At 43.5% G+C, this 26261-nt stretch carries 27 protein-coding genes; 8 read left to right on the plus strand and 19 right to left on the minus strand.

Annotated elements, in window-relative coordinates; all coding sequences use genetic code 11:
• Positions 1-53: 53 nt before the first annotated feature.
• The 7 genes from gap (at position 54) to BUC50_RS01265 (ending at position 7663) form a co-directional block, all read left to right on the plus strand.
• Positions 54-1073 (plus strand): type I glyceraldehyde-3-phosphate dehydrogenase, encoded by a 1020-nt coding sequence (gene gap / locus BUC50_RS01235; protein ID WP_013048233.1) that lies wholly within the window; start codon positions 54-56, stop codon positions 1071-1073.
• Positions 1074-1076: 3 nt separating this feature from the next.
• Positions 1077-2270 (plus strand): phosphoglycerate kinase, encoded by a 1194-nt coding sequence (locus BUC50_RS01240; RefSeq protein WP_013048234.1) that lies wholly within the window; start codon positions 1077-1079, stop codon positions 2268-2270.
• A 102-nt stretch (positions 2271-2372) separates the two neighbouring features.
• Complete coding sequence (gene tpiA / locus BUC50_RS01245) at positions 2373-3185, plus strand: triose-phosphate isomerase (protein ID WP_013048235.1); 813 nt, start codon at positions 2373-2375, stop codon at positions 3183-3185.
• Positions 3186-3657: 472 nt separating this feature from the next.
• A complete protein-coding gene (locus BUC50_RS01250) occupies positions 3658-3885 on the plus strand; it encodes a FeoA family protein (RefSeq protein WP_244392450.1) in 228 nt (75 codons plus the stop codon).
• Positions 3882-6161, plus strand: a complete 2280-nt coding sequence (gene feoB, locus BUC50_RS01255; protein WP_286677056.1) for a ferrous iron transport protein B — start codon at positions 3882-3884, stop codon at positions 6159-6161. Before BUC50_RS01250 ends, feoB begins: the two co-directional genes overlap by 4 nt.
• A 234-nt stretch (positions 6162-6395) precedes the next feature.
• Positions 6396-6722, plus strand: a complete 327-nt coding sequence (locus BUC50_RS01260; protein WP_013048236.1) for a hypothetical protein — start codon at positions 6396-6398, stop codon at positions 6720-6722.
• A gap of 131 nt (positions 6723-6853) precedes the next feature.
• Positions 6854-7663 (plus strand): DUF4198 domain-containing protein, encoded by an 810-nt coding sequence (locus tag BUC50_RS01265; RefSeq protein ID WP_052292801.1) that lies wholly within the window; start codon positions 6854-6856, stop codon positions 7661-7663.
• 374 nt (positions 7664-8037) lie between these two features.
• Here the strand turns inward: BUC50_RS01265 and rsfS are convergent, their stop codons facing one another.
• The 13 genes from rsfS to xseB form a co-directional block, all read right to left on the minus strand.
• Positions 8038-8397, minus strand: a complete 360-nt coding sequence (gene rsfS / locus BUC50_RS01270; protein WP_013048238.1) for a ribosome silencing factor — start codon at positions 8395-8397, stop codon at positions 8038-8040.
• A gap of 19 nt (positions 8398-8416) precedes the next feature.
• Positions 8417-9691: an LCP family protein gene (locus BUC50_RS01275; protein WP_013048239.1), complete on the minus strand. Its 1275-nt coding sequence runs from the start codon at positions 9689-9691 to the stop codon at positions 8417-8419.
• A 5-nt stretch (positions 9692-9696) separates the two neighbouring features.
• The gene (gene nadD, locus BUC50_RS01280; RefSeq protein WP_013048240.1) at positions 9697-10344 is read right to left on the minus strand and encodes a nicotinate-nucleotide adenylyltransferase; all 648 of its coding nucleotides are present in this window, start codon (positions 10342-10344) and stop codon (positions 9697-9699) included.
• Positions 10345-10363: 19 nt separating this feature from the next.
• Complete coding sequence (obgE, locus tag BUC50_RS01285) at positions 10364-11680, minus strand: GTPase ObgE (RefSeq protein WP_286677057.1); 1317 nt, start codon at positions 11678-11680, stop codon at positions 10364-10366.
• Positions 11681-11790: 110 nt separating this feature from the next.
• Positions 11791-12072, minus strand: a complete 282-nt coding sequence (gene rpmA / locus BUC50_RS01290) for a 50S ribosomal protein L27 (RefSeq protein ID WP_013048242.1) — start codon at positions 12070-12072, stop codon at positions 11791-11793.
• Positions 12072-12398 (minus strand): ribosomal-processing cysteine protease Prp, encoded by a 327-nt coding sequence (locus BUC50_RS01295; protein WP_013048243.1) that lies wholly within the window; start codon positions 12396-12398, stop codon positions 12072-12074. The genes rpmA and BUC50_RS01295 overlap by 1 nt, the downstream gene beginning before the upstream one ends.
• A gap of 26 nt (positions 12399-12424) precedes the next feature.
• Positions 12425-12736 carry a 50S ribosomal protein L21 gene (gene rplU / locus BUC50_RS01300; RefSeq protein ID WP_013048244.1) on the minus strand — a complete coding sequence of 104 codons (312 nt, stop codon included), beginning with the start codon at positions 12734-12736 and terminating at the stop codon, positions 12425-12427.
• A gap of 116 nt (positions 12737-12852) precedes the next feature.
• Positions 12853-14505, minus strand: coding sequence for a DNA repair protein RecN (locus BUC50_RS01305; RefSeq protein ID WP_286677058.1), 1653 nt, complete (start codon positions 14503-14505; stop codon positions 12853-12855).
• A gap of 5 nt (positions 14506-14510) precedes the next feature.
• Positions 14511-15392 (minus strand): NAD(+)/NADH kinase, encoded by an 882-nt coding sequence (locus BUC50_RS01310; protein ID WP_013048246.1) that lies wholly within the window; start codon positions 15390-15392, stop codon positions 14511-14513.
• 20 nt (positions 15393-15412) lie between these two features.
• On the minus strand, positions 15413-16234 hold the full coding sequence (locus BUC50_RS01315) for a TlyA family RNA methyltransferase (RefSeq protein ID WP_338009586.1): 822 nt from the start codon (positions 16232-16234) through the stop codon (positions 15413-15415).
• Positions 16197-18062: a 1-deoxy-D-xylulose-5-phosphate synthase gene (dxs, locus tag BUC50_RS01320; RefSeq protein WP_013048248.1), complete on the minus strand. Its 1866-nt coding sequence runs from the start codon at positions 18060-18062 to the stop codon at positions 16197-16199. Before dxs ends, BUC50_RS01315 begins: the two co-directional genes overlap by 38 nt.
• 30 nt (positions 18063-18092) lie before the next feature.
• Positions 18093-18995, minus strand: a complete 903-nt coding sequence (locus tag BUC50_RS01325) for a polyprenyl synthetase family protein (protein WP_013048249.1) — start codon at positions 18993-18995, stop codon at positions 18093-18095.
• Complete coding sequence (gene xseB, locus BUC50_RS01330; protein ID WP_013048250.1) at positions 18985-19209, minus strand: exodeoxyribonuclease VII small subunit; 225 nt, start codon at positions 19207-19209, stop codon at positions 18985-18987. Before xseB ends, BUC50_RS01325 begins: the two co-directional genes overlap by 11 nt.
• 103 nt (positions 19210-19312) lie before the next feature.
• On the opposite strand from xseB, the gene rpmB reads away from it, so the two are divergent.
• Positions 19313-19507 carry a 50S ribosomal protein L28 gene (gene rpmB / locus BUC50_RS01335; RefSeq protein ID WP_013048251.1) on the plus strand — a complete coding sequence of 65 codons (195 nt, stop codon included), beginning with the start codon at positions 19313-19315 and terminating at the stop codon, positions 19505-19507.
• Between the two features lie 13 nt (positions 19508-19520).
• Here rpmB and BUC50_RS01340 read toward each other — a convergent pair whose 3' ends face one another.
• From BUC50_RS01340 to amrS, 6 genes are read right to left on the minus strand one after another with little or no spacing between them, the layout of a single operon-like run.
• Entirely contained in the window at positions 19521-20258 is a 738-nt protein-coding gene (locus BUC50_RS01340; RefSeq protein WP_013048252.1) for a thiamine diphosphokinase, read from the minus strand.
• Positions 20245-22608, minus strand: coding sequence for an FtsK/SpoIIIE family DNA translocase (locus tag BUC50_RS01345; protein WP_013048253.1), 2364 nt, complete (start codon positions 22606-22608; stop codon positions 20245-20247). The genes BUC50_RS01340 and BUC50_RS01345 overlap by 14 nt, the downstream gene beginning before the upstream one ends.
• Positions 22595-23977 (minus strand): TldD/PmbA family protein, encoded by a 1383-nt coding sequence (locus BUC50_RS01350; protein ID WP_013048254.1) that lies wholly within the window; start codon positions 23975-23977, stop codon positions 22595-22597. The genes BUC50_RS01345 and BUC50_RS01350 overlap by 14 nt, the downstream gene beginning before the upstream one ends.
• Positions 23974-24252: a hypothetical protein gene (locus BUC50_RS01355; RefSeq protein ID WP_041459336.1), complete on the minus strand. Its 279-nt coding sequence runs from the start codon at positions 24250-24252 to the stop codon at positions 23974-23976. Before BUC50_RS01355 ends, BUC50_RS01350 begins: the two co-directional genes overlap by 4 nt.
• The gene (gene mltG / locus BUC50_RS01360) at positions 24249-25253 is read right to left on the minus strand and encodes an endolytic transglycosylase MltG (RefSeq protein WP_013048255.1); all 1005 of its coding nucleotides are present in this window, start codon (positions 25251-25253) and stop codon (positions 24249-24251) included. Before mltG ends, BUC50_RS01355 begins: the two co-directional genes overlap by 4 nt.
• A gap of 16 nt (positions 25254-25269) precedes the next feature.
• Entirely contained in the window at positions 25270-26259 is a 990-nt protein-coding gene (gene amrS, locus BUC50_RS01365; protein WP_013048256.1) for an AmmeMemoRadiSam system radical SAM enzyme, read from the minus strand.
• Positions 26260-26261 lie beyond the last annotated feature (2 nt).

Genomic DNA, 26261 nt, shown 5'->3' on the forward strand with positions numbered 1-26261 from the left:
ATAATATTTTATTAGAATTTATTACAATGTATATATAGAAAGGGTGCTGCATAATGAAGAAGGTTAGAGTTGCTATCAATGGTTTTGGCCGCATTGGAAGACTTGCTTTACGTGCTATGTATCAATATGACCAGGAGGGTCTTTTTGAGATAGTGGCGACAAATAGCCGTACAACCCCCGAACAGAGGGCTTATATGTTTAAATACGATTCCATCCACCGCCGTTTCCCCGGCGAGGTTCAGGTTGATGGAGACGATCTCATCGTCAATGGCAACAGGGTAAAAGTTCTAGCCCATAAGGATCCTTCTGAATTAAACTGGGGCGATCTTGGAGTTGACATCGTGATAGAGTCTTCAGGCATCTTTAAGGATCTCGAAGGAGCTCAGACACATTTAAAAGCGGGAGCGAAGAAAGTTGTTATAACAGCGCCGGGAAGTGGAGAAGGGATCCCTACTTTTGTCATGGGCGTTAATGAAGGTCTTTATGACCCTGAAAAGGATCATGTGGTCTCAAATGCATCATGTACTACAAACTGTCTCGCTCCTGTGGCGAAGATCCTCAACGAAGAGTTCGGTATAGCCCGAGGCCTTATGACAACTACCCATGCCTATACAAATGATCAGAAATTGATGGATTCTTCCCATAAGAAACTCCACCGCGGCCGAGCTGCAGCTCTCTCCATGGTTCCCACATCTACTGGAGCAGCTAAAGCGATTGGACTTGTCATTCCCGAGCTCAAAGGCAAGTTGAACGGTATAGCCCTTCGTGTTCCCACTCCTGACGTTTCAGTTGTAGACCTTGTTGCTGAACTTAACAAAGAAGTATCAGCCCAGGAAGTAAACGAGGCGGTGAAAAAACGAGCAGCAGGCGACATGAACCATTATGTGGTGTATGAAGAAGACGATCTGGTCTCCTCTGATTTTATCGGAGATCAGCACTCTTCTATCTTTGCAGCCCGGCATACCATGTCTATTGGCAACATGGTAAAAATCTTGGTCTGGTACGATAACGAGTGGGGCTACACCTGCCGTTGTATTGATCTTGTAAACTATATGATCAAGAAAGGGCTGTAAGGAATGAAGCTACGAGAATTCTCTCGTCAAGATGTAGAAAATAAAAAGGTACTCATGCGGGTAGACTTCAATGTTCCTTTAAAAGATGGGATAGTTACTGACGTGACAAGAATTAATGCTCACGTTGCCACTATTCGCCAGCTTCTTGATTGGGGAGCAAAAGTTACCCTTGTTTCTCACTTAGGACGCCCGAAGGGTAAAAGGGTTGATTCCCTGTCTTTAAGCCATGTTGTAGAAAAGATTGAGAGTGCCTTGGGATGCCCTGTGACTTTTGTAGATGACGTCATTGGAGAGAAAGTAAAAAACGCGGTAGACTCTGCCCCTGCTGGTACGGTCATTCTTTTGGAGAACTCCCGGTTTTACCTAGAAGAGGAAAAGAACGATTCTGATTTTGCAAAAAAACTCGCACATCCCTTTGAGGTATTTGTAATGGACGCTTTTAGCGCTTCTCATAGGGCTCATGCTTCAACAAGAGGTGTAATGGAATACCTTCCCTCCTTTTCCGGGCATCTCATATCCAGAGAGATTGAAATGCTCAGTGCTGTAAGCGAGGCCCCTGAGAAACCTTTTGTATTGATTCTTGGTGGAGCGAAAGTATCAGATAAGATAAAAGTAATTGACCACCTTCTCACCAAAGTGTCGGCAATTCTTATTGGCGGCGGCATGGCCTATACTTTCCTTGCCGTTCAGGGTAAAAATATCGGACATTCCCTCTATGAAGAGGACAAGGCAGATTTTGCTCGTCAAATGCTGAATAAGGCCAAAGAGATAGGCGTAGATATTGTACTTCCAGTGGATACAGCTGTGGCTGATTCTTTAGAAAGTGACGCTCCCAGAAAAGAGGTTTCTGTAAATGAGATTTCTCCTTCTGATATGGGGCTTGATATTGGCAAAGAAACAGCCGCTTTGTTTGCTTCATATATTGAAAAGGCCAAAACGATCCTTTGGAACGGTCCCATGGGCGTATTCGAAAACCCTGTTCTTGCAGAAGGAACCCGTCTTGTTGCAGAAGCGGTAGAAAAATGTACAAAAAATGGTGGCGTAACCGTAGTGGGTGGCGGGGATACGGCCTCAGCTGTCAAGAAATTAGGATTTTCAGAAAAGGTAACCCACGTTTCGACCGGGGGCGGCGCAAGCCTGGAATTTTGTGAAGGGAAAATATTGCCCGGCATTGAACCTCTATTAGAAACACAATAAGCGAAGGCCAGATAAAAGATAGATCGCAACTAGAGGAGACGGGAAGCCAAAAGCTCCCGTCTCAATTTTAAAAGAAGATCAAAAAGGAAGGAGTTTTTTCCTGTGAAAAAGATATTTCTTTTTGGAAACTGGAAAATGAACAACGGCCTGGAAGAAACGAAAATATTCTTTAAAGATCTCACCGCGCAGATATGTGAGGACGCAGTCATTTGTGACCAGCTGGAAAGAAGTTTTTTAGAGGTTTGTATTTTCCCACCTTTTACTTCACTGTATGTAGGCGCAGAAATTCTTGCTCAAAACGTTAAAAAAGGGATTTTTCTCGGGGGACAAAATGGCTTTTATGAAGATAAAGGGGCGTTTACTGGCGAAATTTCACTCCCAATGCTTAAAGAAACGGGATGTAGTCATGTCCTCATTGGCCACAGTGAGCGAAGGCACATAATGGGTGAAACAGACGACCTTATTCATAAAAAATTGCAGGCGGCTCTCCATCATGGTTTAACACCTGTTCTTTGTTTTGGAGAGACTCTTTCGGAGAGGGAGTCCGATTTAACCTTTGAAGTAATAGAGCGGCAAATTCTTAAGGCCGTCAATGGCCTTACAAAAGAAGAGATCAAAAAAACAATTTGGGCATACGAACCTGTTTGGGCCATAGGCACAGGCCGTACAGCCAGCCCTGAAAATGCAGAAGAAGCATGTTCCTATGCCCGCACACTTTTATGTAATTACGGTAATATTGACATTGAAGGGGAGGGACATCGAGACGTCCATATACTTTATGGCGGCAGTGTAAAAGCAGCAAATGTTGCGAGCCTTCTTGAAGAACCTGATATTGATGGAGCCCTTATTGGCGGAGCGTCCATTACAGCAGATTCTATGCTTGAAATTATTCACGAATCACTTCATAGAGGATAAAAAATAATTCACAAATCTTTTATAAATACGATTGGTTAATGTAGGCCCAGAATTTTATTCTGGGCCTACATTGTTTCCCTCCGGCATGTTTGACCAATCAAACATGCCGGAGTATAATTCTTTATGTTTGATAGATAAAACATTAAGGCGGTGTTTACGTTGCTGCTTTTAAATTCTACATACTTGCCTCAGTGCAATCTCAGGTAGGCTCTACGAATATATAAAAGGAATGCGGGTATGTATTCTTCACACAACATTGACATAGTATGAGAAAGAAATTGTGCATTGTCTTCAGAATTAAAAATCTCATATATTATTTATCCTGTAAACAATCACAAAATTAACTTTTTGGGCCATCAAATGTGTATGAATGTGAAGAACTTATAGGTTAGGAGGAACATTTTATGCGAGTTGGCATTTTTTATGGAAGTTTTATTGGTCACATAGAACATTTACGACAGGTCTTGAAGGCATGATTACTTTGAATGAATTACGGCCTGGCGAGCATGGAGTAATTCGTAAAAACAGAGCTCGGGGCGTAATAGGGCAACGGTTAATGGATCTCGGTTTTTTCCCAGGAGTGGAAGTGCATGTCATTCGTAACGCACCTCTTGTCGATCCTGTAGAAATAAAAGTAGATGGACATCACGTTACTATTCGGCATGAGGAGGCAAGATTTGTGGAGGTAGAGAAGCAATGAGTCATGAAAAAATGCATATTGCTTTAGCTGGCCAGCCAAATTGCGGTAAATCGACAATCTTTAACATGCTTACTGGCGGGCGGCAGTTTGTCGCAAATTATCCAGGCGCAACTGTATCTATAAAAACAGGTTCATTTACTTGGCAAAACCGGAAAACACTTCTAACTGACTTGCCTGGCACATATAGCCTTTCCTCCTATTCAGAAGAAGAGCGCATTGCAAGGGATTATATTTTAGAACAGACTCCCTCTCTTGTCGTGAATGTTGTCGATGCTTCAAATTTAAAACGGCACCTTTATCTTACGTTTCAGCTTTTAGAAATAGGAGCCCCGATCCTGATCGCCCTTAATATGGTTGATGTTGCTGAAAAGAGAGGGCTTAAGATTGATGCTGATGCCTTCGCGAAAGCATTGAATATTCCTGTTGTTACAACAGTTGGCAATAAGGGGCAAGGTAAAAAAGAGTTAAAAGATAGCATCCTTGAAGCTTCAAGCACAGTGCGAAAACAAGAGAGTAAAGATGTTTTTGAAGTGGATTACGGAGTTCTTGCTCCCTATCTTGATGACCTTTCATTGAGGCTTGAAGAAGCTATCAGAGAAAGCTTCTTCAAGGTGCCTTTTAGATGGCTGGCAATAAAGTTGCTTGAAGAAGATGAGGTAGCAAAAAAAATAGTATTAAATAACTGCTCTGATCCCGAAAAAGTGTTGACCTTTGTGGAAAGTGTTGTTGAGGACTTTGAAAAAAAACACGATGACACTCCAAGAGGATTTATTGCCTTCAGACGACATATTGCTGCCGAAAAAATAGAAAAGAGTTGTGTTATAAGAACGAAGGAAGTTTCTGTTACATTAACAGACAGAATCGACAGGCTTGTATGCAGCAGAATTTGGGGTCCTCTTATTCTGGCCGGCATTATTTACCTTTTGTATGAGTTGTCTATTGTACAGGGATATAAACTGACAAACTATATGATACCTTTTCTCGAAGGATTTCGTAATGCTGTAGAGGTATTTCTTCCCACGGGCAGTTTTTTCCAGGAACCGCTCATACGCATCCTTGTATTAAATGTAATTACGAGTATAAATTCCGTGCTAATTTATATTCCTATTTTCTTAGTGCTTTTTGCGCTGATCGCAGTTCTCGAAGACGTGGGGTACATGCCGAGAATGGCTTTTATTCTAGACAAACTTTTTAGACGTTTTGGATTACATGGGCAATCGACTTTGCCTCTTATCCTGGGTGGCGTTTTTGTAGGCGGATGTGCTGTTCCTGGTGTCATGGCAACTCGTGTTATAGCTGATGAAAAAGCAAGGCTGGCTACAATTCTTGTTGTACCTCTAATGAATTGTTTGGCCAAGGTTCCCCTCTATACACTGCTTGTCAGTATTTATTTCGCGAAAGAAAAAGCTACAGCCATGTTCTTCATTTCAACGATTACTATTATTTTAGCTCTTTCTGTAGCCAAAATTTTAACGTTGACTTTGCTTAAAAACAGACCCAGCTCACCCTTTGTGCTCGAAATGCCGCCTTATCATATTCCCACTGTACGTGGTGTTGTTGTGAGATCTGTGGAAAGAACCTGGTTGTTTGTAAAAAAAGTTATCACAATCATTATGATCGTCGCCGTTGTAGTTTTCTTTTTGACAAATTATCCTTCTCTAAATGAAGAGCGAAAAAGTGACTATAGAAATCGGGCAGAACAGATAAACGTTTCTTTTCTTTCTCGAATTGAAGGGACGCCCTTTTATGAACAGCTTCGTTCTGAATCAAATATTGTTCGTTATCTTGCTGTTGAAGAGCGCTATAAAAATCAGAAACGGGTACTTTTAAATGCCTCTGATGCAAGAAAAGAAAAATTTGAAAAAAAATTTGAAGAACGTTATCCAGATGCCTATCCCTTGTTAAATGCAAAGGGAAAAGGAGGCAAAGCTTTTAGCAAAGCCTTTAAACAGATGAAACGAGACAGGGCTATTTTATTGATGGAAATGAAAGATGAAACGTTGCATAAGAGTTTTCTGGGCATAACGGGAAAAGCCTTAGAGCCAATAACACGTTTTGCTGGCTTTAACTGGAAAGTCAACGTAGCTCTTTTAAGTTCCCTGGCGGCAAAAGAGAGCAGTGTTGCTACTCTTGGGATGCTTTATCAACCGCGAGAGGAAGGACAAACTCTTGAAGAAAGCATGAAAGAGCAAGAAGCAGGATTTACTTCTCTTCATGCCTTGGCGTTAATGATTTTTATGGCCATGTATCCGCCATGTATTGCAGCCCTTCTCTGAAGCTGGTGGGTGGAAATGGGCGTTTATCGCTTTAGGATATCCCATCATATTAGGCACTGTTTTGGCAACTATTGTTTACACGGGAGGAATGTTTTTAGGCCTAACAGGGAAACAAGCGATGTTTGTTTTTTATGGGCTGGTTTTATTGACAGCGTTCCTCTTGGGGAAAATAAAAGGAACAGTTTTTGATGAATATACTGATGAAGGTTTATTGGGGAAGGAGGTGATTGACGCATGAGACGAAAAATATTAGCAGCTTTAATAATGGCATTGTTTGCGTCGTTTGTAATGAGTACGGGAGCTTTGGCACACACTCCTATGTGCTATTGCTACTTGAATGGAGACGGAACAATTACATGTGAAGGCGGGTTTTCCGATGGTTCGTCTGCAACAGGAGTAAAAATGACGGTCCAGGATAGTGATGGAGAAGTTCTTATAGAAGGAAAAATGGATGAGTTGAGTGAGTTCTGTTTTGAAAAGCCAGACGTTCCTTTTGTTGTAGTTTTTGACGCAGGTCCAGGTCACATTGTTGAAGTAAAAGGTGAGGATATCACAGACTGAAAAAAGCGCTACCAAGGAAACGGCGCTCGTTTCCTTGGTAGCGGCCACTTGAAAATGAGTAAAACCGTGCATAGAACACCAAAGATTATATCGTTAATAGTTGTGATTGACAAAGCAAAGGAGAGAAAATGATGATGATAAAGAATGCAACCAAAGCACTTTTAACAGGTATCATGGTTTGTGTTTTTGCTCTTCCGGCCTTTGCGCACTTTCAAATGGTGTATACTTCCGAGAGTGCCCTTGAAAAAGGCGGGGATATTGATCTTAAACTAGTGTTTACCCATCCCTTTGAAGCTGGCCATACTATGAAAATGGAGCAGCCTGAAGCATTTTATGTGGTTCACAAAGAAAAAAAGACAAATTTGCTCAAAGAAACTAAACAGATTACCTGGACAAGCCTTACTAATAGTGAAAAAGCTTTTGAACGGTCTTACAAGCTTAGAGGTATGGGAGATTTTGTATTTTGTCTCATCCCAGCTCCTTATTTCGAAGCACAGGAGGATGCCTACATCCAGCAAATGACAAAAGTTGTAGTTAATGTTGCCGGAATTCCTACGGATTGGGATGGAGAAATGGGACTTCCGGCTGAAATAGTTCCCCTTGACAAACCCTATGCACTTTGGACAGGAAATGTATTTAGAGGTATTGTCAAAAGCGAAGGCAATCCCGTTCCTTTTGCCGAAATTGAAGTTGAATATTTAAATCATGAACCACTTATGGATAAAAACAGTTTTGCAAAAGAAGCCCATGTAGAAGCTCCACAGGATGCATTTGTTACGATGACGATTAAAGCCGATGCAAATGGTTGTTTCACCTTCGGCATTCCTCGTAAAGGCTGGTGGGGATTTGCGGCCCTCGGTGTAGGGCCTAAGAATACACATGAAGGCAAGGAGTTAAGTCAAGATGCTGTTATCTGGGTTCAGGCCAGAGATATGAAGTAACATAAAGCATAGTTTCAATCTATCCCCTCTATTCCTTCTAACAACAAGCCGAGCACGAAGAAAAGTGCAATTTTGTGCTTGGCTTGTTGTTTAAGTATAAATAGAGAGAAATAATTGGCAAAAAGGGCCTATTTAGCGAAAATGTCAAAAGTTTAAAAAGCGTACCGATTATGACTTTAAAACGACCTTTTACGCAACATAAGATACATTATATGACACTATCTAAAACTACACTCCTTTACTTCTCTCCTCATTTAGCTCTTGTTAAAAATAATAAAAAAGAGATCCGCAGGTAGTTTACGGATCTCTTTGCTCTTTGAGCTTCAATTTCTACTTATAATTCTTTTAAGAAAAAAATTGAGCTTTAAATTTTATTAGTCAAGATATTCGTATGAATAAGAAGGACAATCTCCCCAGACCTTTTCTAAATGATAAAATTCTCGTCCCTTGCGGCTAAATATATGAATAACAATGTTTCCCGCATCTATCAGGCACCACTGGGTGCTGTTGCGTCCTTCTATAATCGATGACACCCCTTTTTTGTCGAGTGCTTCTTCTGTCGCGTTTAGCAGGGTTCCCATATGAATATCTGAATTGGCCGTCACGAGTATAAAGGTATCTGATATGGTTGATTTTTCCCCAAGATCCATCAGGGTAATATCTAGGCCCCTTTTATCGGCCAGAGCGTCAAGTAAAAACATATATTGGTTCACTAACTCCTTTTTATCACTCATTCGCGGATGATCCCTCCCTTTACTGTTTTGTTGTAATGTTCTTTACTCTATTTAATATTGTATCCTTATCGTGTCCAAGTACAAGCGTTACGTGGGCTATTGTTTCGTTTACTTGTACAAGCTGATTCGAAATACCACAGATCTCTTTGAGTATATTTGCGTTTTGCTGTGCTTCATCGCCCTTTTTGGTCGGGTATTGTATGCTTGAATAATGGTAGTCATAATGTTTGGCATTTCCTACATAGGCGACGTCAATTCCGGCTTTTTGGAAATAGGAAGATGCTGTCTTGCCTAGTCCCGCTTGCCCGTCTCCGTTAAGAATAGCTATAGGCATGTTCAGCTTTTTTACAAGTTCCATTAAGTTCTGTTCTTCTACTGTCTGTATAGCTGCTGTTTGAGTTGCGGCTTCTTCTGCGGCACTTTCTTCTCCAGGCAACGGGCCGCTGAGTAACGTTGATGCCGCAGCGAGGTCTCCAAGCCAGTAGCTTACATTAGATATATAAGCGGCTTTTCCTGGCAATGTAAAAAATGCCATATTTTGAGTATTTATATCTCTGAGATAGGAAGTCAACTGTACTGCCTGGGTCATTGTCATGTTCGTATTGACGAGATTAAGGATCTCCTTTGCGAAGTCTGGCAGCTTTGGCAGCATCTCTGGTGATTGTACCTTCTTCATGACTGCTTTGATAAATTGCTGTTGTCGCTGCACTCTTCCAATATCTCCCAAGGCATCATTTCTAAAACGTACATATTCAAGGGCTGTCTTTCCGTTCATTTGTCGCAGTCCTTTAGGTATATTGATGAAAAGTTTTCCTGCCTTATCCTGATAGTATAGTCTTTTTTCCACGTTGATCTCTACTCCACCAATCATGTCAACTATTTTAGGGAAGCTTTCATAGTTGACCAGTACATGATAATTAATTGGAAGACCAAGATAATTGATAATGGTTTGCCGTAACAGGTCAGTTCCACCGTAAGCATAGGCGTGATTGAGTTTTTGCCAGCCATGCCCCGGGATTTGTACTCGTGTATCTCTTGGGAGAGACATGAAACGAACAATTTTATCGTCTATGTCAATGGTCGCAAGTCCAATGGTATCAGAGCGATGTCCTCCTTCCACATCATCAATGCCTACTACGAGAACATTTATATTCCCAGTTTCCTTGTCATAGGAAATACTTTCTTTTATATGTTCTGGTTGAGGGGCAACAATGTTTTGCAGTCGAAAGAAAACACCTGCTCCTATTGAAAGTACAGCTAAAGTGGCAATTAACGCGATTTTGGTGATTTTCATTCCACTCACCGCCCAATCCTTTTGTATAGACCTTTTTTATAGATATACCGTTCTACAAGCTCCGGCACTAAATAGCGTATGTTTTTTCCGCTTTCAATGCGTTTCCTAATTTCTGTGCTGGAAATGGAAAGAAGAGGCGTTTCAAGAGGTATAACATGTCCTTTAAACTCTTCTGGCAATAGATCAGGAAGTAACCCCAATTTTTCTGTTTGGTAGCCTGGTCTATTAACTGCAACAATCTTGCATAACGTAGGAAGAGTCTTGTATTCTTTCCATGTAGTGATGTTTAGCACGGCATCAAGGCCAGTAATAAAGAAAAACTGAACGCTATCCGGTGCGTACCAATGGCGCATCTCCCGCAACGTGTCTACTGTATGGCTAGACTCTTTGCGGTCAATTTCAATCCTCGACAGTTTGAAATGAGGATTGGCAAGCGTTGCCAATAGTGTCATAGTATAGCGATCTTCCGCTAAGGAAACGCCCTTCATGCGTTTATGTGGTGGATCTCCGGTAGGGACAAATATTACCTCATCAAGACCCAACGCAAAAAAGGTTTCTTCCGCTGCCAGAAGATGTCCATAATGGATGGGATCGAATGTCCCACCCATTATTCCTATTTTTCTAGTTCGAATCACATGTCCGTCCAAATTCACAAGCATTGTCCTCCCGCTTTTACTCTTGAACCTGTTCGGGTTGGTATTCGAATTCTATTTCCCCTATAACCACTGTATCTCCTTCTTTGGCACCTTCTTTTTCCAAAAGCTCTTCAATACGATATTTTTTGAGAAGCCTTGCGAAATGATACAACGCGTCGTCCTGTTCAAAATCGTAACGCTTCAGTATTTTTTCCAGTCCTTCATGGATGACTCTGAATCCAGCGTCATCTTCAAGTTTGACAACACGGGCCTTTTCAAATCTTCTTCTTGAAGTTGCAGTTCTTTCTTCTGGGTGTTCCAGAGTTTCAAATAGACGTATCTCGCTGTGAGGCCTGGTATGTTCTCTGCACAGTGCTACGATATTTCCCATAAACTCGGCTATCCCTTCGCCAGTAATGGCACTTGTGTTGTAATAGGGGATATTCCTGGCTTTCATAAAAGACTCTATAGCTGGGGCATTTTCACGGCCTCGCTCTATATCTATCTTGTTGCCCACCACCATATAAGGCCTTTCTAGAAGACTTTCCTTATAGGCTTTAAATTCACTGCAAATGACTTCCCATTGGTAAAGCACATCCTCTGGGGTGCCCACACTTAGGTCAAGAACATGAATAAGAACACGGGTCCGCTCTATATGGCGGAGAAAATATATACCCAGCCCTTTATTCTCGTGCGCGCCTTCTATTAGTCCAGGCACATCTGCGACTACAATTCGATCGTCATCTACCGCAAGGATCCCTAGATTAGGAGAAAGTGTTGTAAAGGGGTATCCAGCTATCTTAGGCCGCGCATTGGAAATTGCGGCCAAAAGACTTGATTTCCCTGCATTAGGAAGGCCTACTAATCCGACATCTGCAATGAGTTTGAGTTCAAGCCGCAGGTTTCTTTCTTCTCCTTCATCGCCTTTTTCTGAGAATCTTGGAACCCTTCTCATAGAGGTTGCAAAATGCATATTCCCTCTGCCTCCCTTGCCTCCCTTTGCTGCTACTACCTGGTCGCCAGGTTCTACAAGGTCGGCGAGTGGTTCGCCAGTATTCTCATCGTATACTATAGTACCACAGGGGACGAGAATAATAAGGTCTTTGCCTGTCTTACCGACTTTCTTTTGTCCTTGTCCAGGTTCACCATGTTCTGCTCTAAATTTCTTTTCAAATTCGAAGTCAGCTAAGGTATGAATGCCCTCTACTGCTTTGAGAATGATATTCCCACCGTTGCCGCCGTTAGCTCCATCTGGGCCGCCTTTTGGGACAAACTTCTCACGGCGAAAGCTAATGCAGCCGTTTCCGCCTCGTCCGGCTCTGACCATAATACGTACTAGATCAACAAATTTCATACTTTACCACCATCCGGTGTTCTAATGAAAAACAAGGGCCAATCTGCAAGGCCCTTGTTTTTATATACAAAATATAAACTTAAATGACATAAAATTTACCGTCATAAGGGTTACATAGTTTCTATAGAAACAAATTTTCTGTCACCTTTTGTATGATATTTCACAACTCCTGCTGAAAGAGCAAAAAGAGTGTCATCCTTACCGCGCCCCACATTCAAGCCAGGATGGACTTTTGTCCCGCGCTGACGAACAAGGATATTTCCGCCTTTCACTACTTCCCCTGCGTATTTCTTTATTCCAAGCCGTTTGCCAATGCTGTCTCGGCCGTTTGTTGTGCTTCCCTGACCCTTTTTATGAGCAAAGAACTGCAGATCAAAAAAATTGATACGCATTATTTTCGCACCTCCATAAATTTAACATAACCGGCATAACTTTCAGAAATTGTCTTTAGAGATAAAACTATTGTTTCAGCCAGCACCTGTATCTCTTTTTTTTCGGTTCTGGGCCACCATATTTTTATGGTGGCGTTTTCTTCATCCACTAAAAAAGAAGCTTTCTCGACGCAGGCCACCTCTTTGATTCCCACTGCTAAAGCTTGAACAAGTGCTGATATTCCTGCACAAACAATGTCACTTCCTGCTTTAGCGTATCCAGAGTGCCCCATTGCTTCCACTGAAACGATCTCCCCGCTTTGTCTTGTAATAGTAATAATTGTCATAACTGTGAGAGATCGTTACGCCTTATCTAGGCGTTGATGGAGTCGATTTTAACTTCTGTAAAATTCTGACGATGTCCCCTCATCCGTCGGTAATTCTTCTTGCTTTTATACTTGAAGACAAGAATCTTTGGGGCTCTTCCGTGCCGAACGACAGTAGCATTTACTGTTGCGTCAGAAAGATAAGGTGTCCCCACCTGAACTTCACTGTCATTAGATACCATAAGAATCTTATCAAAGACCAGAGATGCCCCTTCATCTACGTGAAGGCTTTCGATACGCACTACGTCTCCAGACTCTACCCTATACTGTTTCCCACCTGTTTCTACAATAGCATACATTAAGAAATGTCCTCCTCCCGCTGGGTATGTGTAGGTAGCTTTCGCTTTTAAACCTATCCCAAGCGTTATTTATACATAAGCTTTAGCATTGTACGTTTCTTCGAATAAGAAGTCAACTATTGAGATAGAAGTTTACCGGCATGCTCCTGGGCTTCAAGAAGAGTTGTGTTTCCCGAAAGCATCCTGGCAATCTCAAGTACCCGCTCGTCCTTTTCTATTTCTTTAATAAAGCTTTTATTTTCCTGTCGGGCCACTACAAAGTGTTGTTCAGCTAATGCCGCTATAGTAGCTTCATGGGTGATTAATATTACCCGGCACTTTTCTGCAAGTTGTTTGAGCTTGTATCCGGCTAAAACCGCGGCTTTCCCCCCCAGCCCAGCTTCAACCTCATCAAATACGAGGGTTCCAGGAAGTTGGCTATCAGGAAGGGCCAGTTGCAAAGCTAACAACAGCCTGCTCAACTCCCCTCCTGAGGCTATTTTCATTACCGGTCCAGGAGGCATCATTCCGCTTGCCATTAAAAACGAGATTTCATCAGCACCGGTACTTTTAATCTTGCCAAGGTCTGAGAGGGTTATTGAAAATGTTATATCCTCCATGGCCATGTCCCGGAGAGAATGGTTGACAGCCTCTTCAAGGGAACGGGCTGTTCTTTCCCTCTTCTTTCTGAGCTCAAGTGCCAGTCTGCTCGCTTCTCTTCTCAGTTTCTTTGCTTCTGCTCCACTTTGCTCTGAGCGCCGATAGCTCTCATTGAGCCATGTCAGGTTCATTTCAGCCTCTTTGCAATAGTTGGTAAGTTCTTCAAGGGTCCTGACGCCTGCCAAACGCTTAAGCTTTCGCAGCGTTCCTAATTTATTTTCAATTTCTTCCTGCTCGGCATAAAGATCCGAAAGTGATTGTTCTGATAAAAGAACGGTTAAACTTTGGGAAAGTTTCTGTAAGAAGACAAGGGCGCTGTTCCCCAGCTCTTGATATTTAGAGCCCTTTTCAGTATCAGGGGAAATAATCTGAGTCAACTCGAGGCACAGGTTCTCTATAGAGTCAGTGATGCCCTCCCCAGTTTTTCCTCCTGTTAACCACGCGAGTATCTGCTCTAGTTTGGTATGTTCATCTATGCTTTTAGATATCCTTTCAAGACGTCCCTCCCATATCGCCTCGCTGTTGGGTTCAGGAGAAATGTTCTTAAAGGACTGAAGGATCGAATTGGCATTCTCATATCGATCTATAACTTCCTTTTGTTTCTTTTCTATGGACCGCAGCTCCTTCTCTTTCAACAGAGCATTAGAAAAGACGGAACGTAATTCGTTTTTCAGACAAATTATTTCTTCGCCGCCATAACTGTCGAGTATGTCCCGTTGTCTGTCTGAATCAAGAAGCTCAAGTTGTGCGAACTGGCTTTGTATGCGCAATAGGGGTGCTGCCACTTCATTAAAAAGTGAGAGAGGAAAAAGCTTTCCCTGTATGAAGGTCTTTCCTCGTCCATTTCTTGTAAAGACTCGTTTTAAAAAGAGGTTTCCCTCTTCAGAGCTTATCTCTTCTGGTAACTGAAGGGTTCTAGGGCAGAAAAAAAGGGCAATTACTTCTGCTTCTTCCTCACCGGCCCGAATCAGCTCAGATTGGGCCCTCTTGCCACTGGCAAACTCCAGAGCCCTCACAATGCTGCTTTTCCCCGCGCCGCTTTCACCAGTAATGGCTATAAAACGCCCCTTAAAGTGTAGGTGGGCAGAATCCAGCCCTCCTATATTTCGTAACGAAAGCTCTTCGAGCACCGGCCTCACTCCTTGTTTTCGTTTCGCTCGATACCTTGTCCCCACTTCAGCTTTTCCTGTAGGAGATCAAAGTATGTTCTTTGAGGCAGTGTCACGACATTGACAACTTTATCTCGGGAAAGAGAAAGCTCGATACGGTCTCCTGGCAAAATCTCATATCCAAGCTGCCCATCCTGGGTTAGCATAAGGTCACGATGGGTTCCACGAGGGATGAGGCTGATAACGTCATTTTCTCCTACGATAACGGGACGGGCATATAAGGTGTGGGCACAGATGGGAGCAAGCACCATACAAGGAACATGGGGAGGCACAATGGGCCCTCCCGCTGAAAGAGCGTACGCGGTTGAACCTGTAGGAGTGGAAACAATAACGCCATCTGCCGGTAACATATTGAAATAACGATTGTCTATGCGGATTTCTATAGTAATGACTCTGGCAAAGGCCCCTTTGGTAAGAACGAGATCGTTGAGGGCATAGAGCGTATGCTTGCGCCGTCCTTCCCTCCAGATAATTCCCTCAAGGATACGATGCTGCTGCAGTGCGTATTCTTCACGTAAAATCTGTTCCAGGTCAGCTTCGGCTTCTTCTGGTTTCCCGCAAGCTAGAAATCCTAGGTGTCCGAGATTAATACCATATAGGGAAATAGAGTGATTGAGTATATATCGGCTTGCCCGTAGAAAGGTACCATCACCGCCAATAACCACAGCGAAGTCTATTGTGGATTTCCATACGTCGTCAGGAGTCGCTTGCACCCCCAATATGGAAGCTTCGTGGGGTGGAAAGAGAAAAACTATTCCTTTCTTTTTCCCCCATTGAACAAGACGGTTGGCCATATCGAGTGCACCTTTCTTTTGTGTGTTGACGAGCATGCCAATCTTCTTTTCCATCAATTCTCTTCCCTTTCTTCTCAATTTATAAGAGTTCTATGGCTTTCTTCTACTAGTGTATCAAAATCAATGGCATGAGAATTCCCATGCCCATTTTTTTGCAGGTAGAATAAAAACTCTATGTTTCCTTTTGGCCCTTTTATGGGAGACCATGTAGCTCCCTTAAGCCGCAATGTTGTTTGTTCTTCTATAAAAAATGCAACCTCCGTGAGAATATCTTTATGAATTTCGGGCTTTCGAACGATTCCACCCTTACCAAGGCGGTCTTTCCCTGCCTCGAACTGTGGTTTTACAAGACATATTATACTTCCTCCCTTTGAAATAAGACTGTCAACTACAGGGAGGAGGAGCTTCAATGAAATAAAGGAAGCATCAATGGTCACCATGTCCAGAGGCTCATCAAAATGCTCCCGCTGCAAATAGCGGGCGTTAGTTCGTTCCATAACGACCACTCTTGAATCGTTTCGCAATTTCCAGGCTAACTGGCCATAGCCCACATCCACTGCGTAAACTCGACGGGCCCCTCTAGCAAGAAGAACATCTGTAAAACCACCGGTAGACGCTCCCAAATCCATGCAAACCTTGCCTTTCGGATCCACAGAAAAAACCTCAAGAGCCCGTAGAAGTTTATAGGCGCCTCTGCTCACCCATTCACTCTCGTTTGTTCTTATTTCAAGAGGTGCGTCTTCCGGAAGCAAGGTTCCAGCTTTATCAATTTTTTGCTGGGACGAGAAGACCTTGCCTTCCAGAATAAGAGCCTGAGCCTTCGCCCTTGTTGCAGCCAGTTTTCTTTCTACAATAAGTTTATCGACTCTTTCTTTGAGCTTCTTCTTTATAACAATTCACCACTCTCTGATACGTTAAGCCGCAGTATTCTCTTTGAATTGCGGGTGTTCCGTGAGGAACGAAGAGATCGGGGATCCCTAAAGGGAGAACACGGGCTTTAAAAGCGAATTCTGCGCTTCTGGACGCAATGGCTTCGCCTACCCCGCCGAATTTATACCCCTCTTCCAAAATGATTACGAGGTTATCCTTTTGGAGGGTTTTGTCAAGGGTGGTCCAGTCCAGGGGTTTGGCACATCGAAGGTCCATAACAGATGGGGCTGGTACTCCTTCCTCTATGGCCCTTTCCCGGCTTTTCAGGCAGAGATCAATGGTCGCCCCCATCCCTATAAGGGTCCACTCCTTACCATCCATCAGGATTTCACTCTGAAAAGGGGATAGTGCCGGCGTTGTCTCATGACGAATTATTGCTTCCGGGGCAATTCCCCTTGAATATCGGATGATTGTTGGCTTATGGTGAGCCAGGCCGAACTGAAAGGCTTTTTCGAGATCTATCCTGTCTCTAGGAATAAGCATATTTACGTTAGGTATAGTTTTGCACCAGGCAATATCAAAAAGTCCCTGATGCGTTTCCCCGTCTTCACCGACAAGGCCTCCTCTATCCACGGCTATGACCACAGGGAGATCTTGAAGGGCGATATCGTGGGCCAGCTGATCCATAGCCCTTTGAAGAAAGGTGGAATAGATGAACACAACCGGTCTGAGCCCACCGGCCGCCATCCCGGCCGCCATGGTAAGCATATGCTCTTCGGCTATTCCCACATCAAAGAAACGGTCGGGAAAACGGAGGGCAAATTCATCGAGGCGGGTTCCATTCTTCATGGCTGCTGTGAGACAGACTATACGGGAATCCTTTTCTGCCATTGAGCATAATACTTCAGTAGCGGAAGCACTCCAGCTTGTACCTGTAGTTTTTTTTACAAATCCATTTACAGGTACTCCATGATAGGTATCAGGATGTTTTTCAGCACAGGGAAGCCCTTTCCCCTTTTTCGTCACTACATGGATCAGTACGGACTTATGATAGCTTTTTGCCATTTTAAGAACCGTTTCCATTTCCTCTATGTTATGTCCGTCAAAGGGGCCCCAATAATTGATATCAAGTTCGTCAAAGATATTGTCAGGTTTCACCAGGGATTTTATATGGTCCTTAAATTTAGCCAAAACATTTTCTATTGACTGACCCTGAGGTATAGAGGCGCAGGATTCTTTAATATATTTCTTCAAGCTGTTATATGCCTGGCTAGAGCTTAATTTGGCCAAATGAGATGCAAAGCCTCCAACACGATGGCCGATGGACATTTTGTTATCATTCAGTATGTATATCACTTTGGTATGGGCGTCTTTTGTGTAGTTTAAGGCTTCAAAGGACAATCCATTCAAAAGAGCTCCATCGCCAATGACAGCCACCACATGGTGCTTTTGGTTCTGAATATCACGGGCTTTACAGTACCCTAGGGCAGCGGATAAGGAAGTACTGCTATGTCCAACGTTGAAATGGTCACAGGGGCTTTCTTCACGCTTGGGAAAGCCGCTTATTCCACCCCATTGACGAAGGGTGGCAAACTGATCTTTTCTATCAGTGAGAATCTTATAAGCGTAGGCCTGATGTCCTACGTCGAAAATAATTCTATCTTCAAGGGGGTTGAATTGCCGCAATAGTGCCACGATAAGTTCAACGGCGCCAAGAGACGATGCTAGATGTCCCCCGTTTTTGGTTACAACTCGTATAATCTCTTCCCGTATATCCTGGCATAAAAAATCCAGGGCTCCGCGGGACATATCTTTTAGATCACGATAGTCTGTCAGTTTGTTCAAAATTCGCATGATCTTTGCAGTGTTGCCTCCTTTACGACGTCAACGACTTCGTTTGGAAAGGGAGAGAGCCAGTTTTTGGAAAAAAACTGCTGAGGAACCTAGCATAAAGAGAGATTCTGCAGCCTCTTTACTTTCTTTTAAAGCCATTTTACGAGCCTCTTCCAATCCGAACTGTGTGACAAACGTAATTTTTTGTTGCGCCGCATCTTTACCGGGAGTTTTCCCCAGTTCTTCTGGTGAAGACGTTACATCTAGTATATCGTCAACAATCTGGAACGCCAAACCCAAATGGCGTCCGTATTTTCCAAAGGCTCCCGCTATTTCTTGAGAAGCTCCTCCCAGAATAGCTCCCGTAACCAATGATGCCTGAAGAAGCACAGCTGTCTTTTGTAGAGCAATGTTGGCTACAAAGGAAAGTGACGAAGTAAAGCTTGCGGGGTCGGTATCGAGAACTTGCCCACCACATATTCCGGAAGGTCCTACTGCCTGGGCAAAAATAGAAAGCGCCTGAACTATTGAAGAAGGGGGCACTCCTCTATCCATGAGCCCTTTAAGAGAATATTCAAAGGCCCATGCCAGGAGGGCGTCACCAGCAAGAATAGCCAATGCGTCGCCATAGATCATATGGTTTGTGGGTTTTCCCCGTCTAAGAGAATCATTATCCATGGCCGGAAGATCATCGTGTATTAAAGAAGCGGTATGAACCATTTCCAGCGCTAATGCCATGGGAAGAACCTTTTCTTTTTCCCCTCCTACTGATTCTGCTGCTTTGACACATAATATGGGACGAAGTCTTTTTCCCCCTGCCTGAAGAGAGTATGTCATGGATTCCCAAAGCCGGGGGGGAATGTTTTCAGGTCTTGATGAACACAGAGAGTTAAGGTGGTCCTCAAACCATACTCGGTTTTTTTCAAGCTCTCTTTTTACCATGTCATTCATCATTGTTTTCTTTGAGCTCCATGTTCAACGGCTCTTCTTTTCCAGAGTTGGTTAGAAGAAAAATTTTTTGCTCGGCTTGTGTTAAATAGACCTGGCATTCTTTTACGAGGCTCACGCCCTGCTCAAACAGCTCCAGGGCTGCTTCAAGAGGCAGTTCATCTTTTTCTAATGTATGTACGATCTTTTGTATTTCATCTAATTTCTGACTGAAATTCATAATTGATCCCCCTTTTTTACATAGAACAATTGCTCTACCTGCCTAACCTGTGATAAAATCCACCTGTTCGAACATTATTTCCTTCGGAGGAGGCGGAAAATCAATGGCTAGAGTTTGTGAATGTTGCGGCCGCGGACCTGTTACAGGAAACGCTGTCAGCCATTCCAATCGTCATACAAGAAGACGTTGGCTTGTCAATCTGCAGAATGTGAAGGTTGATCTTGGCGCTGGCGAAACACGACGCATGAAAATTTGTACAAAATGCCTTAAATCTGGCAAAGTCAAGCGGGCTGTATAGTCAGCCCGCTTTTTTATTCTGTCCAGTAAAGATACACTGCAAGTCTTCCTTTGTCTACTGAGATTTCAACGTAATCCTCTCTGCTTTTTTCGAGCCTGTTGCTTATAGCATAAGGCCGCGCCATTTCAAGGGAAACATTTTCCAGTTCCCAGCGAGTTCCCCGAATAGATACACCTTCCACCTTTTCTTCCAAAGCGAATAGGGATATTATCTCTGGTTCGGGTCTATTAAAACAGAAAGAAACCTGCTCTGCTCCCTGAAGAATAAAGAGCGCTTCCTTGTCGTCACAGAGGCTTCGAATATGAACACCCCAGTCTTCAGCCCATAGGGCAGAAAAAATATTGCTCCAGGTATGGTCAAGACGGCCTCCCCAACATCCTGTAAGTACAACTTCCGGCGAAGAATAGGTTTCGCCTATTCTTCTAAGTGTAAGCTGAAGGTCAGTATATTCCTTATCTACAGGATATGTTTCTATATGAACCCCCATTTTTTCAGCCCATGTCCTCCCTTCTAGAGAGCTGCTGTCACTGTCTCCTACAAGGTAATGGGGCACAATGCCGGTCTTCTTGCATATGTCGATTCCCGCGTCAGCGCACCAGATTTCGTCAAAAAGCGAGGCAGTCTGCACAAGCCACTCCACTGAAGGTGCTCGCCCACCTGCTATGAGAAGGATGGTCGGAACTTTGTTAAAACGGCTTGAACGCAGCTTCCAGCCATTTAAGTGAAAAATCCCAGTTTTAGATGTGTTCATCTAAAATCTCCAGTGCCCTTTGATCATCTACAAGAATTTCACGCGGCTTAGAACCTTCAGGAGGCCCTACGATCCCAAGCTGTTCCATTGTGTCTATAAGGCGGGCGGCCCGAGTAAAACCTATACGGAGCTGCCTCTGCAGGCGGCTTGCTGAGGCGATGCCAGAGTCAAGGATAATTTGCATAGCTTCTTCGAGCAGAGGATCATCAGTAAAAGGAGAGTCGGCACCAGAGCCATCTCCACTGCTCCCCCCCTGTTCTTCTATATCAATATACTCCGGTTTACCAAAAAGAGCCTTCATATAATTGATGAATTCAAGGGATTTGCCATCTTCTATATAGGGAGATTGGAGGCGCACCGGCTTGGGGAACCTGGGGCTGACAAAAAGCATATCCCCTTTCCCTAGAAGTTTTTCTGCTCCGGAAACATCAATGATAGTTCTGGAATCCGCCTGAGATGGCAATGTAAATGCGACACGGGCTGGGATATTCGCTTTAATAAGCCCTGTAACCACATTTACAGATGGTCGCTGAGTAGCGAGCAAAAGATGGATACCTGTAGCCCTTGCCATTTGCGCAAGCCGGCAAATATAGTCTTCCACGTCTTTTTGAGCGGTAAACATCAGATCTGCAAGCTCATCCACTATTATGACTATGTGTGGGAGCCTGTCTTTGGGTATTGCTTTTTCGTTGTATCCCGCCAGATTTCGAACCCGAGCTTTTGCAAAAATGTCGTATCTCTGCTCCATCTCCCGTACTGCCCATGCCAAGGCTTGAATAGCTTTTTTAGGAGATGTCACAGGTTTGGCCAACATGTGGGGCAAATGCTCATAAATGCTGAGCTCAACCCGTTTGGGGTCGATCATAAGCAATCTGAGTTCTTCCGGTTTACGACAATAGCAAAGTCCTGCGATACAGCTATTTACAAATACGCTTTTTCCCGAACCTGTCGTTCCCGCAACAAGAAGGTGGGGCAAATCTTCCAGACCGATAATAAGGGGCCTTGAGTCGACTCGTACTCCCATTGGCAGTGGAAGGTTGTAGTCGGCTTGTTCAAAGGCTTGCGATTCAAGAATTCGTCTTAACAGTACACCTCTCCGTTTAGGGTTGGGAATCTCTATTCCTACATAGGGTTTTCCCGGAATAGGTGCTTCTACCCGTAAGGCAGGGACAGCAAGTGCTACAGCAAGATCATTTGCCAATCCTGCAATTTTACTAACTTTTATTCCTGGCGCGAGCTGTACTTGAAACTGAATGACTGTGGGGCCGATAACTATTTCTGCCAGTTCTGCCTGTACGTCAAAGTCGGCTAATGTGGATATAATAGCCTCCGCCTGCTCCTTGGCTTTTTGTTCTCCTAGATCCTGCTCTGGCGGCTCAGGAGCTCCAAAAAGTTCCAGGGGGGGCGGGAATTTCCCTGCGGTTATTTCTTCTTTCATGTCTTCTTTCTTTATATCGATTTCAGGCAACGCTTCTCCTTCTACGTCAGTAGAGTCTTCCTCTTTCAATATCATTCGAACATTTGGTGATAAGTCCACGTCTTTTTTAGTTTCGCTATCAAGATGTCCATCTTCTTTGCCATAAGTTCTCTCGAAGGAAGAAGTTCTTTCAAAAGTTGTAATGACTGGCAGATCTTCGTATTCGGCAATGTTTTCTTTATCAGTTTCTGTAGTCTCCTCAGCTTCCATAGCGGCTGTTCTTTCATCTGCTGAGGCATTTGTGTTACTTTCATTTTCAATTTGCACAGTTTTTTTAGATTCTGAAGGCCGGAGATTCGTAATGCCGCTTAGCACGGTTCGCCCGAAAGCTAAAATAGTTCTTGTTTTTATAAAACCATAAAGAACGGTAGATGTAAAAAGAGCTGCAAAGCAGAAAAGGAGAGTTCCAAAAAAACCTCCATTGACTAAAAAGAACTGTGTCAGGTTTTGTCCAAAAAAACCAGGCTTCAGTACGCCCCATACTGATGGGCCGTTTAATCGTTCCAGAAGGCCTAATACGAGCGCGCCTGCCGTAAAGAGAAAGAGTGTGGCCAACGTCTGTACTGCCAGCTGCTGGATCTTTCGATGCAACAAAATGGAAAGACAGACATAAGCGCCGAATATGAGAATAATAAGAACGGCCCCTCCCCCTCTTTGTGTAAGAATTTGTCGAATGAACAGACCGAATTCTCCTGTCCAAAAAGAGAAAAGAGACGCTATGACGTAGATATCGCCAATAAGTAAAAAGAAAAAAAACAGACGCATCCCCTTCGCCAGGCGGCGAATTCTATCCTCGCGAATTCTTTGTCGTTCTTCATTTTTTTGTTTAGGGCGTCCGCGTTTTTTCCCCTTTTTAAAGTTAAAGAGTTTCATGGTCTGTCGAGCTTCCTCCAACTGTCATCTTTTTTATAAGCAGTGATGGTTGTCCATCTGTCACTGGAACTGATTGACCAGCTTTGCCGCATGTGCCTGGAAGAAAATGCAGATCTTTTCCTACCCCTACTATATCCATAAGGGCTTCCGGCCCATTTCCTGTGAGAAGAGCACCCTTTACAGGATGGATTATGCTCCCCCTTTGAATAAGATAACCCTCCGTCACCTGAAAAACAAAATCTCCTGTTGTAGGGTTTACTTCTCCTCCACCCATCCTCTTTACATACAGGCCATAATCTATGCCTTTGATCATTTCTTCAGGTTCATTGTTTCCTGGAAGAATAAAGGTATTGCTCATGCGGGGGATAGGCGGATTTCTGTATGAACTCCGCCGTCCATTGCCTGAAAGAGGTAAATTATCTTTCTTTGATGAGACCATATCTGTCAAGTACGCCTTTAAAATCCCGTTTTCTATGAGAACTGTTCGCTTTGCCGGCATCCCTTCATCATCGATAGAATAGCTGCCATAGAGTCCTGAAATAGTGCCGTCGTCAATCATGGTCACAAGAGGGCTCGCCACTTTTTCTCCCAGTTTATTGCGATACACGGAGTAGTCCTTTTGAATAATGTCTGCTTCCAGTCCATGGCCGCAAGCTTCATGAATAAGAGTTCCGCCTGCTTCTCCGGAAAGCAAAACAGGCATTGTCCCTGCAGGGCAATCAGGAGCGTCCAGCATCAATAGAGCCTCATCGAGGGCCCTTTGAGCGAGGGCGTCTGGATCGTGGTGTTGCCAAAAGAGATCAGGAGATTCTGCCCTTGCCGCACTTTCATATCCTGTCTGTATCTGTTCCTCTTTTTCTACTACAACCTCTACACTAAAGCTTGTATAGGCCCTTTCGTCTTTTCTCAGTTCGCCTTTATCGTTAATGATAGCGATCTGACGGGATGAAAGGGTATAGTTTATGGAAACTTGAGTCACAAGAGAGCTTTTTTGCCGAAGAGCCTGGTCGATATAATGGAAAAACTTCTGGTCCGCTGGTTGGGGAGGGATTACTTCTCTTACAACTCTTTCGAGAAGGTTGTTATCCAAAGTTGTTGATGGGATGATAATCCCCATATTTAAAGCTGCTTCCTGCAGTGCGGTCAGGCCGTCTTTGAGCGTTACACCTGGCATATGGGCAAAAGATGTCAAATCATTGAATAATATCCTTGCCCCTACCCCTTCCCTGAGGGAAGTGCTAATTTCTTCCATAGTTTTATCTTCAAAAGAAGAGCTATGGAATGAAGAGGATTCAAAAAATAAATCTGCAAAATCTATGTCATGACGATGGAGTGATTCTAGTGCTTCTTTTAGCGCCAAATGGCTCATACTTCGTCTTCTTCCTCTCTTTTCTCGAATTCTTTTATCTCTTCTATCTTAACAGGAATTCCCTCTTCCGAGAGCTTTTTCATAAGTATTCTCCCTTCTTCTGCTCTTTCATAGGGGCAAAAGAACGATAGAATTCCTTTTTGAGGGTCGTCTGTACGTATAAATCCAATCCCATCGTATTCAGATACTATCCAGCTTATAAGAACTATGAATGCAGGATTTGTCGAAAGGATAAGCTGTATCATATCAGAAGGGGTATTTGCCTTTTCTTTCATTGTTTTTCGCCCCGTATCTTTCGAATGTTGGCCAAATGATCCTTGTATGTTTTAGCAAAGATATGTTCGCCGTTTTTCCTTGCTACATAATAGAGATACTCAGTTTTTTCTGGGACTAATGCCGCTTCCCATGAGGCCTTGGAAGGTACACAGATTGCAGTGGGAGGAAGTCCTAGTTTTTTATAGGTATTATAAGGGGATTCCACTTCCAGATGCTTGTAAAGCACTCGCTGAAGAACCTCCCCCTCCCTTTTCCAGGCATAGACAACTGTTGCATCGATTTGCAGAGGCATCTTTATCTTGAGCCTGTTTTGAATGACTCCTGCTATAAGTGCACGCTCTTCGTCTCTTTTAGCTTCCCGTTCAATGAGGGAGGCCAGTATTGCTAAATCTGTAACTTCCTGAGGAGAGTTGCCCTTTACACGGTCACCGAACTTTTTCCACCATAGAGCCGTTCCAGCCTGTATCAAGGCTTCAGGGGATGTTTGTGCTACATTATATGTGTCTGGAAGTAAAAAAGCAGCCCGTGTTTCTGCATCGGCAGGGAGTAATGACAGAAGAGAATTATCAAAAAACTCGTCCTTCAGAAGAAGGGAAGCCAGTTCTTTTGCTTCTGTCAATTGAAATTGCTCAGCGATGGAAAAAATATCAGATCCGGGAATTAAAGTCATTTTATCCTGAAAAGGAGTGGCTTTTCCCAACTGTCTTGCTACTTCCCATGGTGAACCTTTGCGTATGGAATACATACCAGTTTTAATTTTTCGGTCAATGCCTAACCGACTCATCCAAAATGCAAGCTCCTTCGAATTCTCTACAACACCAGCGTCCTGAAACTTGGAAGCGATTTCTCTTGCGGTTTGGCTTGGCAGCACGAGCACAGAAACAGGCTCCCCTCTCCCTAAGGGAAACTGTTCATCCCACCATTGAGGTGATTGCATGCTAATAAAAACAATATAGATAGAGACAATAAGGAATAACAGACCATCAATGAATTTATCCATGCTCTCGCTCTCCTTTTTAAGTAAGGGTAACTATATGATTTCCACACAGCGAACAGTTGCCTTTTTCATCCAGGTTTATAATGTGTGTCTTATATCCATGGCGTTCTATGACTGCTGCCCCGCAGTTGGGGCAGAGAGTGACTGCTGGAGTATCAATATTACCTAGATAAACAAAGGGCAAATATTGAGCTGCCCGTTCTTTTGCTTCATTCAACATGTTCAGAGGTGTCGCTGGGCGATGCCATTTGTAACTGGGGAAATATCTGGAAATATGCAAAACTATATTGGGGGACACGGAAGCCGCCCATTGAGCAAGAGGCTCCAGCCATAGGACATCGTTGTGAATTCCTGGAACGATGAGGCTTGTAAGTTCCACATGAACATGAGCTTCAACCATAGCTTCCACTGTTCTTTTTGCACTTCTAAGGTCGCCGCCAAGAAAGGAATACGTTTGAGGATCAAAGGCCTTTATATCAATATTTGCTCCATCTATGTATGGAAGCAGTTCTTGCAAGGGCTCTGGGTTGATCATGCCATTTGAAACAACCACTACAGAAAAGCCCTCTTTTTTAAGTTTGATAGCTGATTCGAGCACATATTCGTACCAGATAAAAGGTTCATTATATGTAAAGGCGACAGATTTTATATTTTCTTTTTTTGCAATGTCAACCAGCTCAGAAGGCAGAAGAAAAGAAAGAGAAACAGTGTCAGAACATGTGGATATCTGCCAGTTCTGACAAAATTGACAGCGCATATTACACCCGATGCTTCCTAAAGAAAGAATGGAAGTACCTGGATTCCAGTGAAAAAGAGGTTTTTTTTCTACTGGATCAATGCCTACAGAGGATACAAAACCATAGTTTAGGCTGACAAGCCCCTTGTCTTTCTGGTTCATCCGTACGCCGCAAAAGCCTTTTTGGCCATACCTTAAAGAACAGTGGTGAAAACAAAGATCGCAGACAACAGTGCCTCCTTCTTTATGCCACCAGGATGCTTCGTAAGCCATGG

This window comes from Aminobacterium sp. EBM-42, from assembly GCF_001896635.1.
GTDB lineage: Bacteria > Synergistota > Synergistia > Synergistales > Aminobacteriaceae > Aminobacterium > Aminobacterium colombiense.

Bases quoted from the DNA above. Each gene is read 5' to 3' on its own strand.
- BUC50_RS01340 (WP_013048252.1), bottom strand. From the start codon at position 20,258: ATGAACACATCTAAAACTGGGATTTTTCACTTAAATGGCTGGAAGCTG.
- BUC50_RS01275 (WP_013048239.1), bottom strand. From the start codon at position 9,691: ATGAAAATCACCAAAATCGCGTTAATTGCCACTTTAGCTGTACTTTCA.
- BUC50_RS01355 (WP_041459336.1), bottom strand. From the start codon at position 24,252: ATGAAAGAAAAGGCAAATACCCCTTCTGATATGATACAGCTTATCCTT.
- rsfS (WP_013048238.1), bottom strand. From the start codon at position 8,397: ATGAGTGATAAAAAGGAGTTAGTGAACCAATATATGTTTTTACTTGAC.
- BUC50_RS01250 (WP_244392450.1), top strand. From the start codon at position 3,658: ATGATTACTTTGAATGAATTACGGCCTGGCGAGCATGGAGTAATTCGT.
- mltG (WP_013048255.1), bottom strand. From the start codon at position 25,253: ATGGATAAATTCATTGATGGTCTGTTATTCCTTATTGTCTCTATCTAT.
- obgE (WP_286677057.1), bottom strand. From the start codon at position 11,680: ATGAAATTTGTTGATCTAGTACGTATTATGGTCAGAGCCGGACGAGGC.
- rpmA (WP_013048242.1), bottom strand. From the start codon at position 12,072: ATGCGTATCAATTTTTTTGATCTGCAGTTCTTTGCTCATAAAAAGGGT.
- dxs (WP_013048248.1), bottom strand. From the start codon at position 18,062: ATGCGAATTTTGAACAAACTGACAGACTATCGTGATCTAAAAGATATG.
- BUC50_RS01260 (WP_013048236.1), top strand. From the start codon at position 6,396: ATGAGACGAAAAATATTAGCAGCTTTAATAATGGCATTGTTTGCGTCG.
- gap (WP_013048233.1), top strand. From the start codon at position 54: ATGAAGAAGGTTAGAGTTGCTATCAATGGTTTTGGCCGCATTGGAAGA.
- rplU (WP_013048244.1), bottom strand. From the start codon at position 12,736: ATGTATGCTATTGTAGAAACAGGTGGGAAACAGTATAGGGTAGAGTCT.
- BUC50_RS01295 (WP_013048243.1), bottom strand. From the start codon at position 12,398: ATGACAATTATTACTATTACAAGACAAAGCGGGGAGATCGTTTCAGTG.
- BUC50_RS01265 (WP_052292801.1), top strand. From the start codon at position 6,854: ATGATGATAAAGAATGCAACCAAAGCACTTTTAACAGGTATCATGGTT.
- amrS (WP_013048256.1), bottom strand. From the start codon at position 26,259: ATGGCTTACGAAGCATCCTGGTGGCATAAAGAAGGAGGCACTGTTGTC.
- BUC50_RS01240 (WP_013048234.1), top strand. From the start codon at position 1,077: ATGAAGCTACGAGAATTCTCTCGTCAAGATGTAGAAAATAAAAAGGTA.
- feoB (WP_286677056.1), top strand. From the start codon at position 3,882: ATGAGTCATGAAAAAATGCATATTGCTTTAGCTGGCCAGCCAAATTGC.
- BUC50_RS01325 (WP_013048249.1), bottom strand. From the start codon at position 18,995: ATGATGAATGACATGGTAAAAAGAGAGCTTGAAAAAAACCGAGTATGG.
- rpmB (WP_013048251.1), top strand. From the start codon at position 19,313: ATGGCTAGAGTTTGTGAATGTTGCGGCCGCGGACCTGTTACAGGAAAC.
- xseB (WP_013048250.1), bottom strand. From the start codon at position 19,209: ATGAATTTCAGTCAGAAATTAGATGAAATACAAAAGATCGTACATACA.
- BUC50_RS01345 (WP_013048253.1), bottom strand. From the start codon at position 22,608: ATGAAACTCTTTAACTTTAAAAAGGGGAAAAAACGCGGACGCCCTAAA.
- BUC50_RS01310 (WP_013048246.1), bottom strand. From the start codon at position 15,392: ATGGAAAAGAAGATTGGCATGCTCGTCAACACACAAAAGAAAGGTGCA.
- BUC50_RS01350 (WP_013048254.1), bottom strand. From the start codon at position 23,977: ATGAGCCATTTGGCGCTAAAAGAAGCACTAGAATCACTCCATCGTCAT.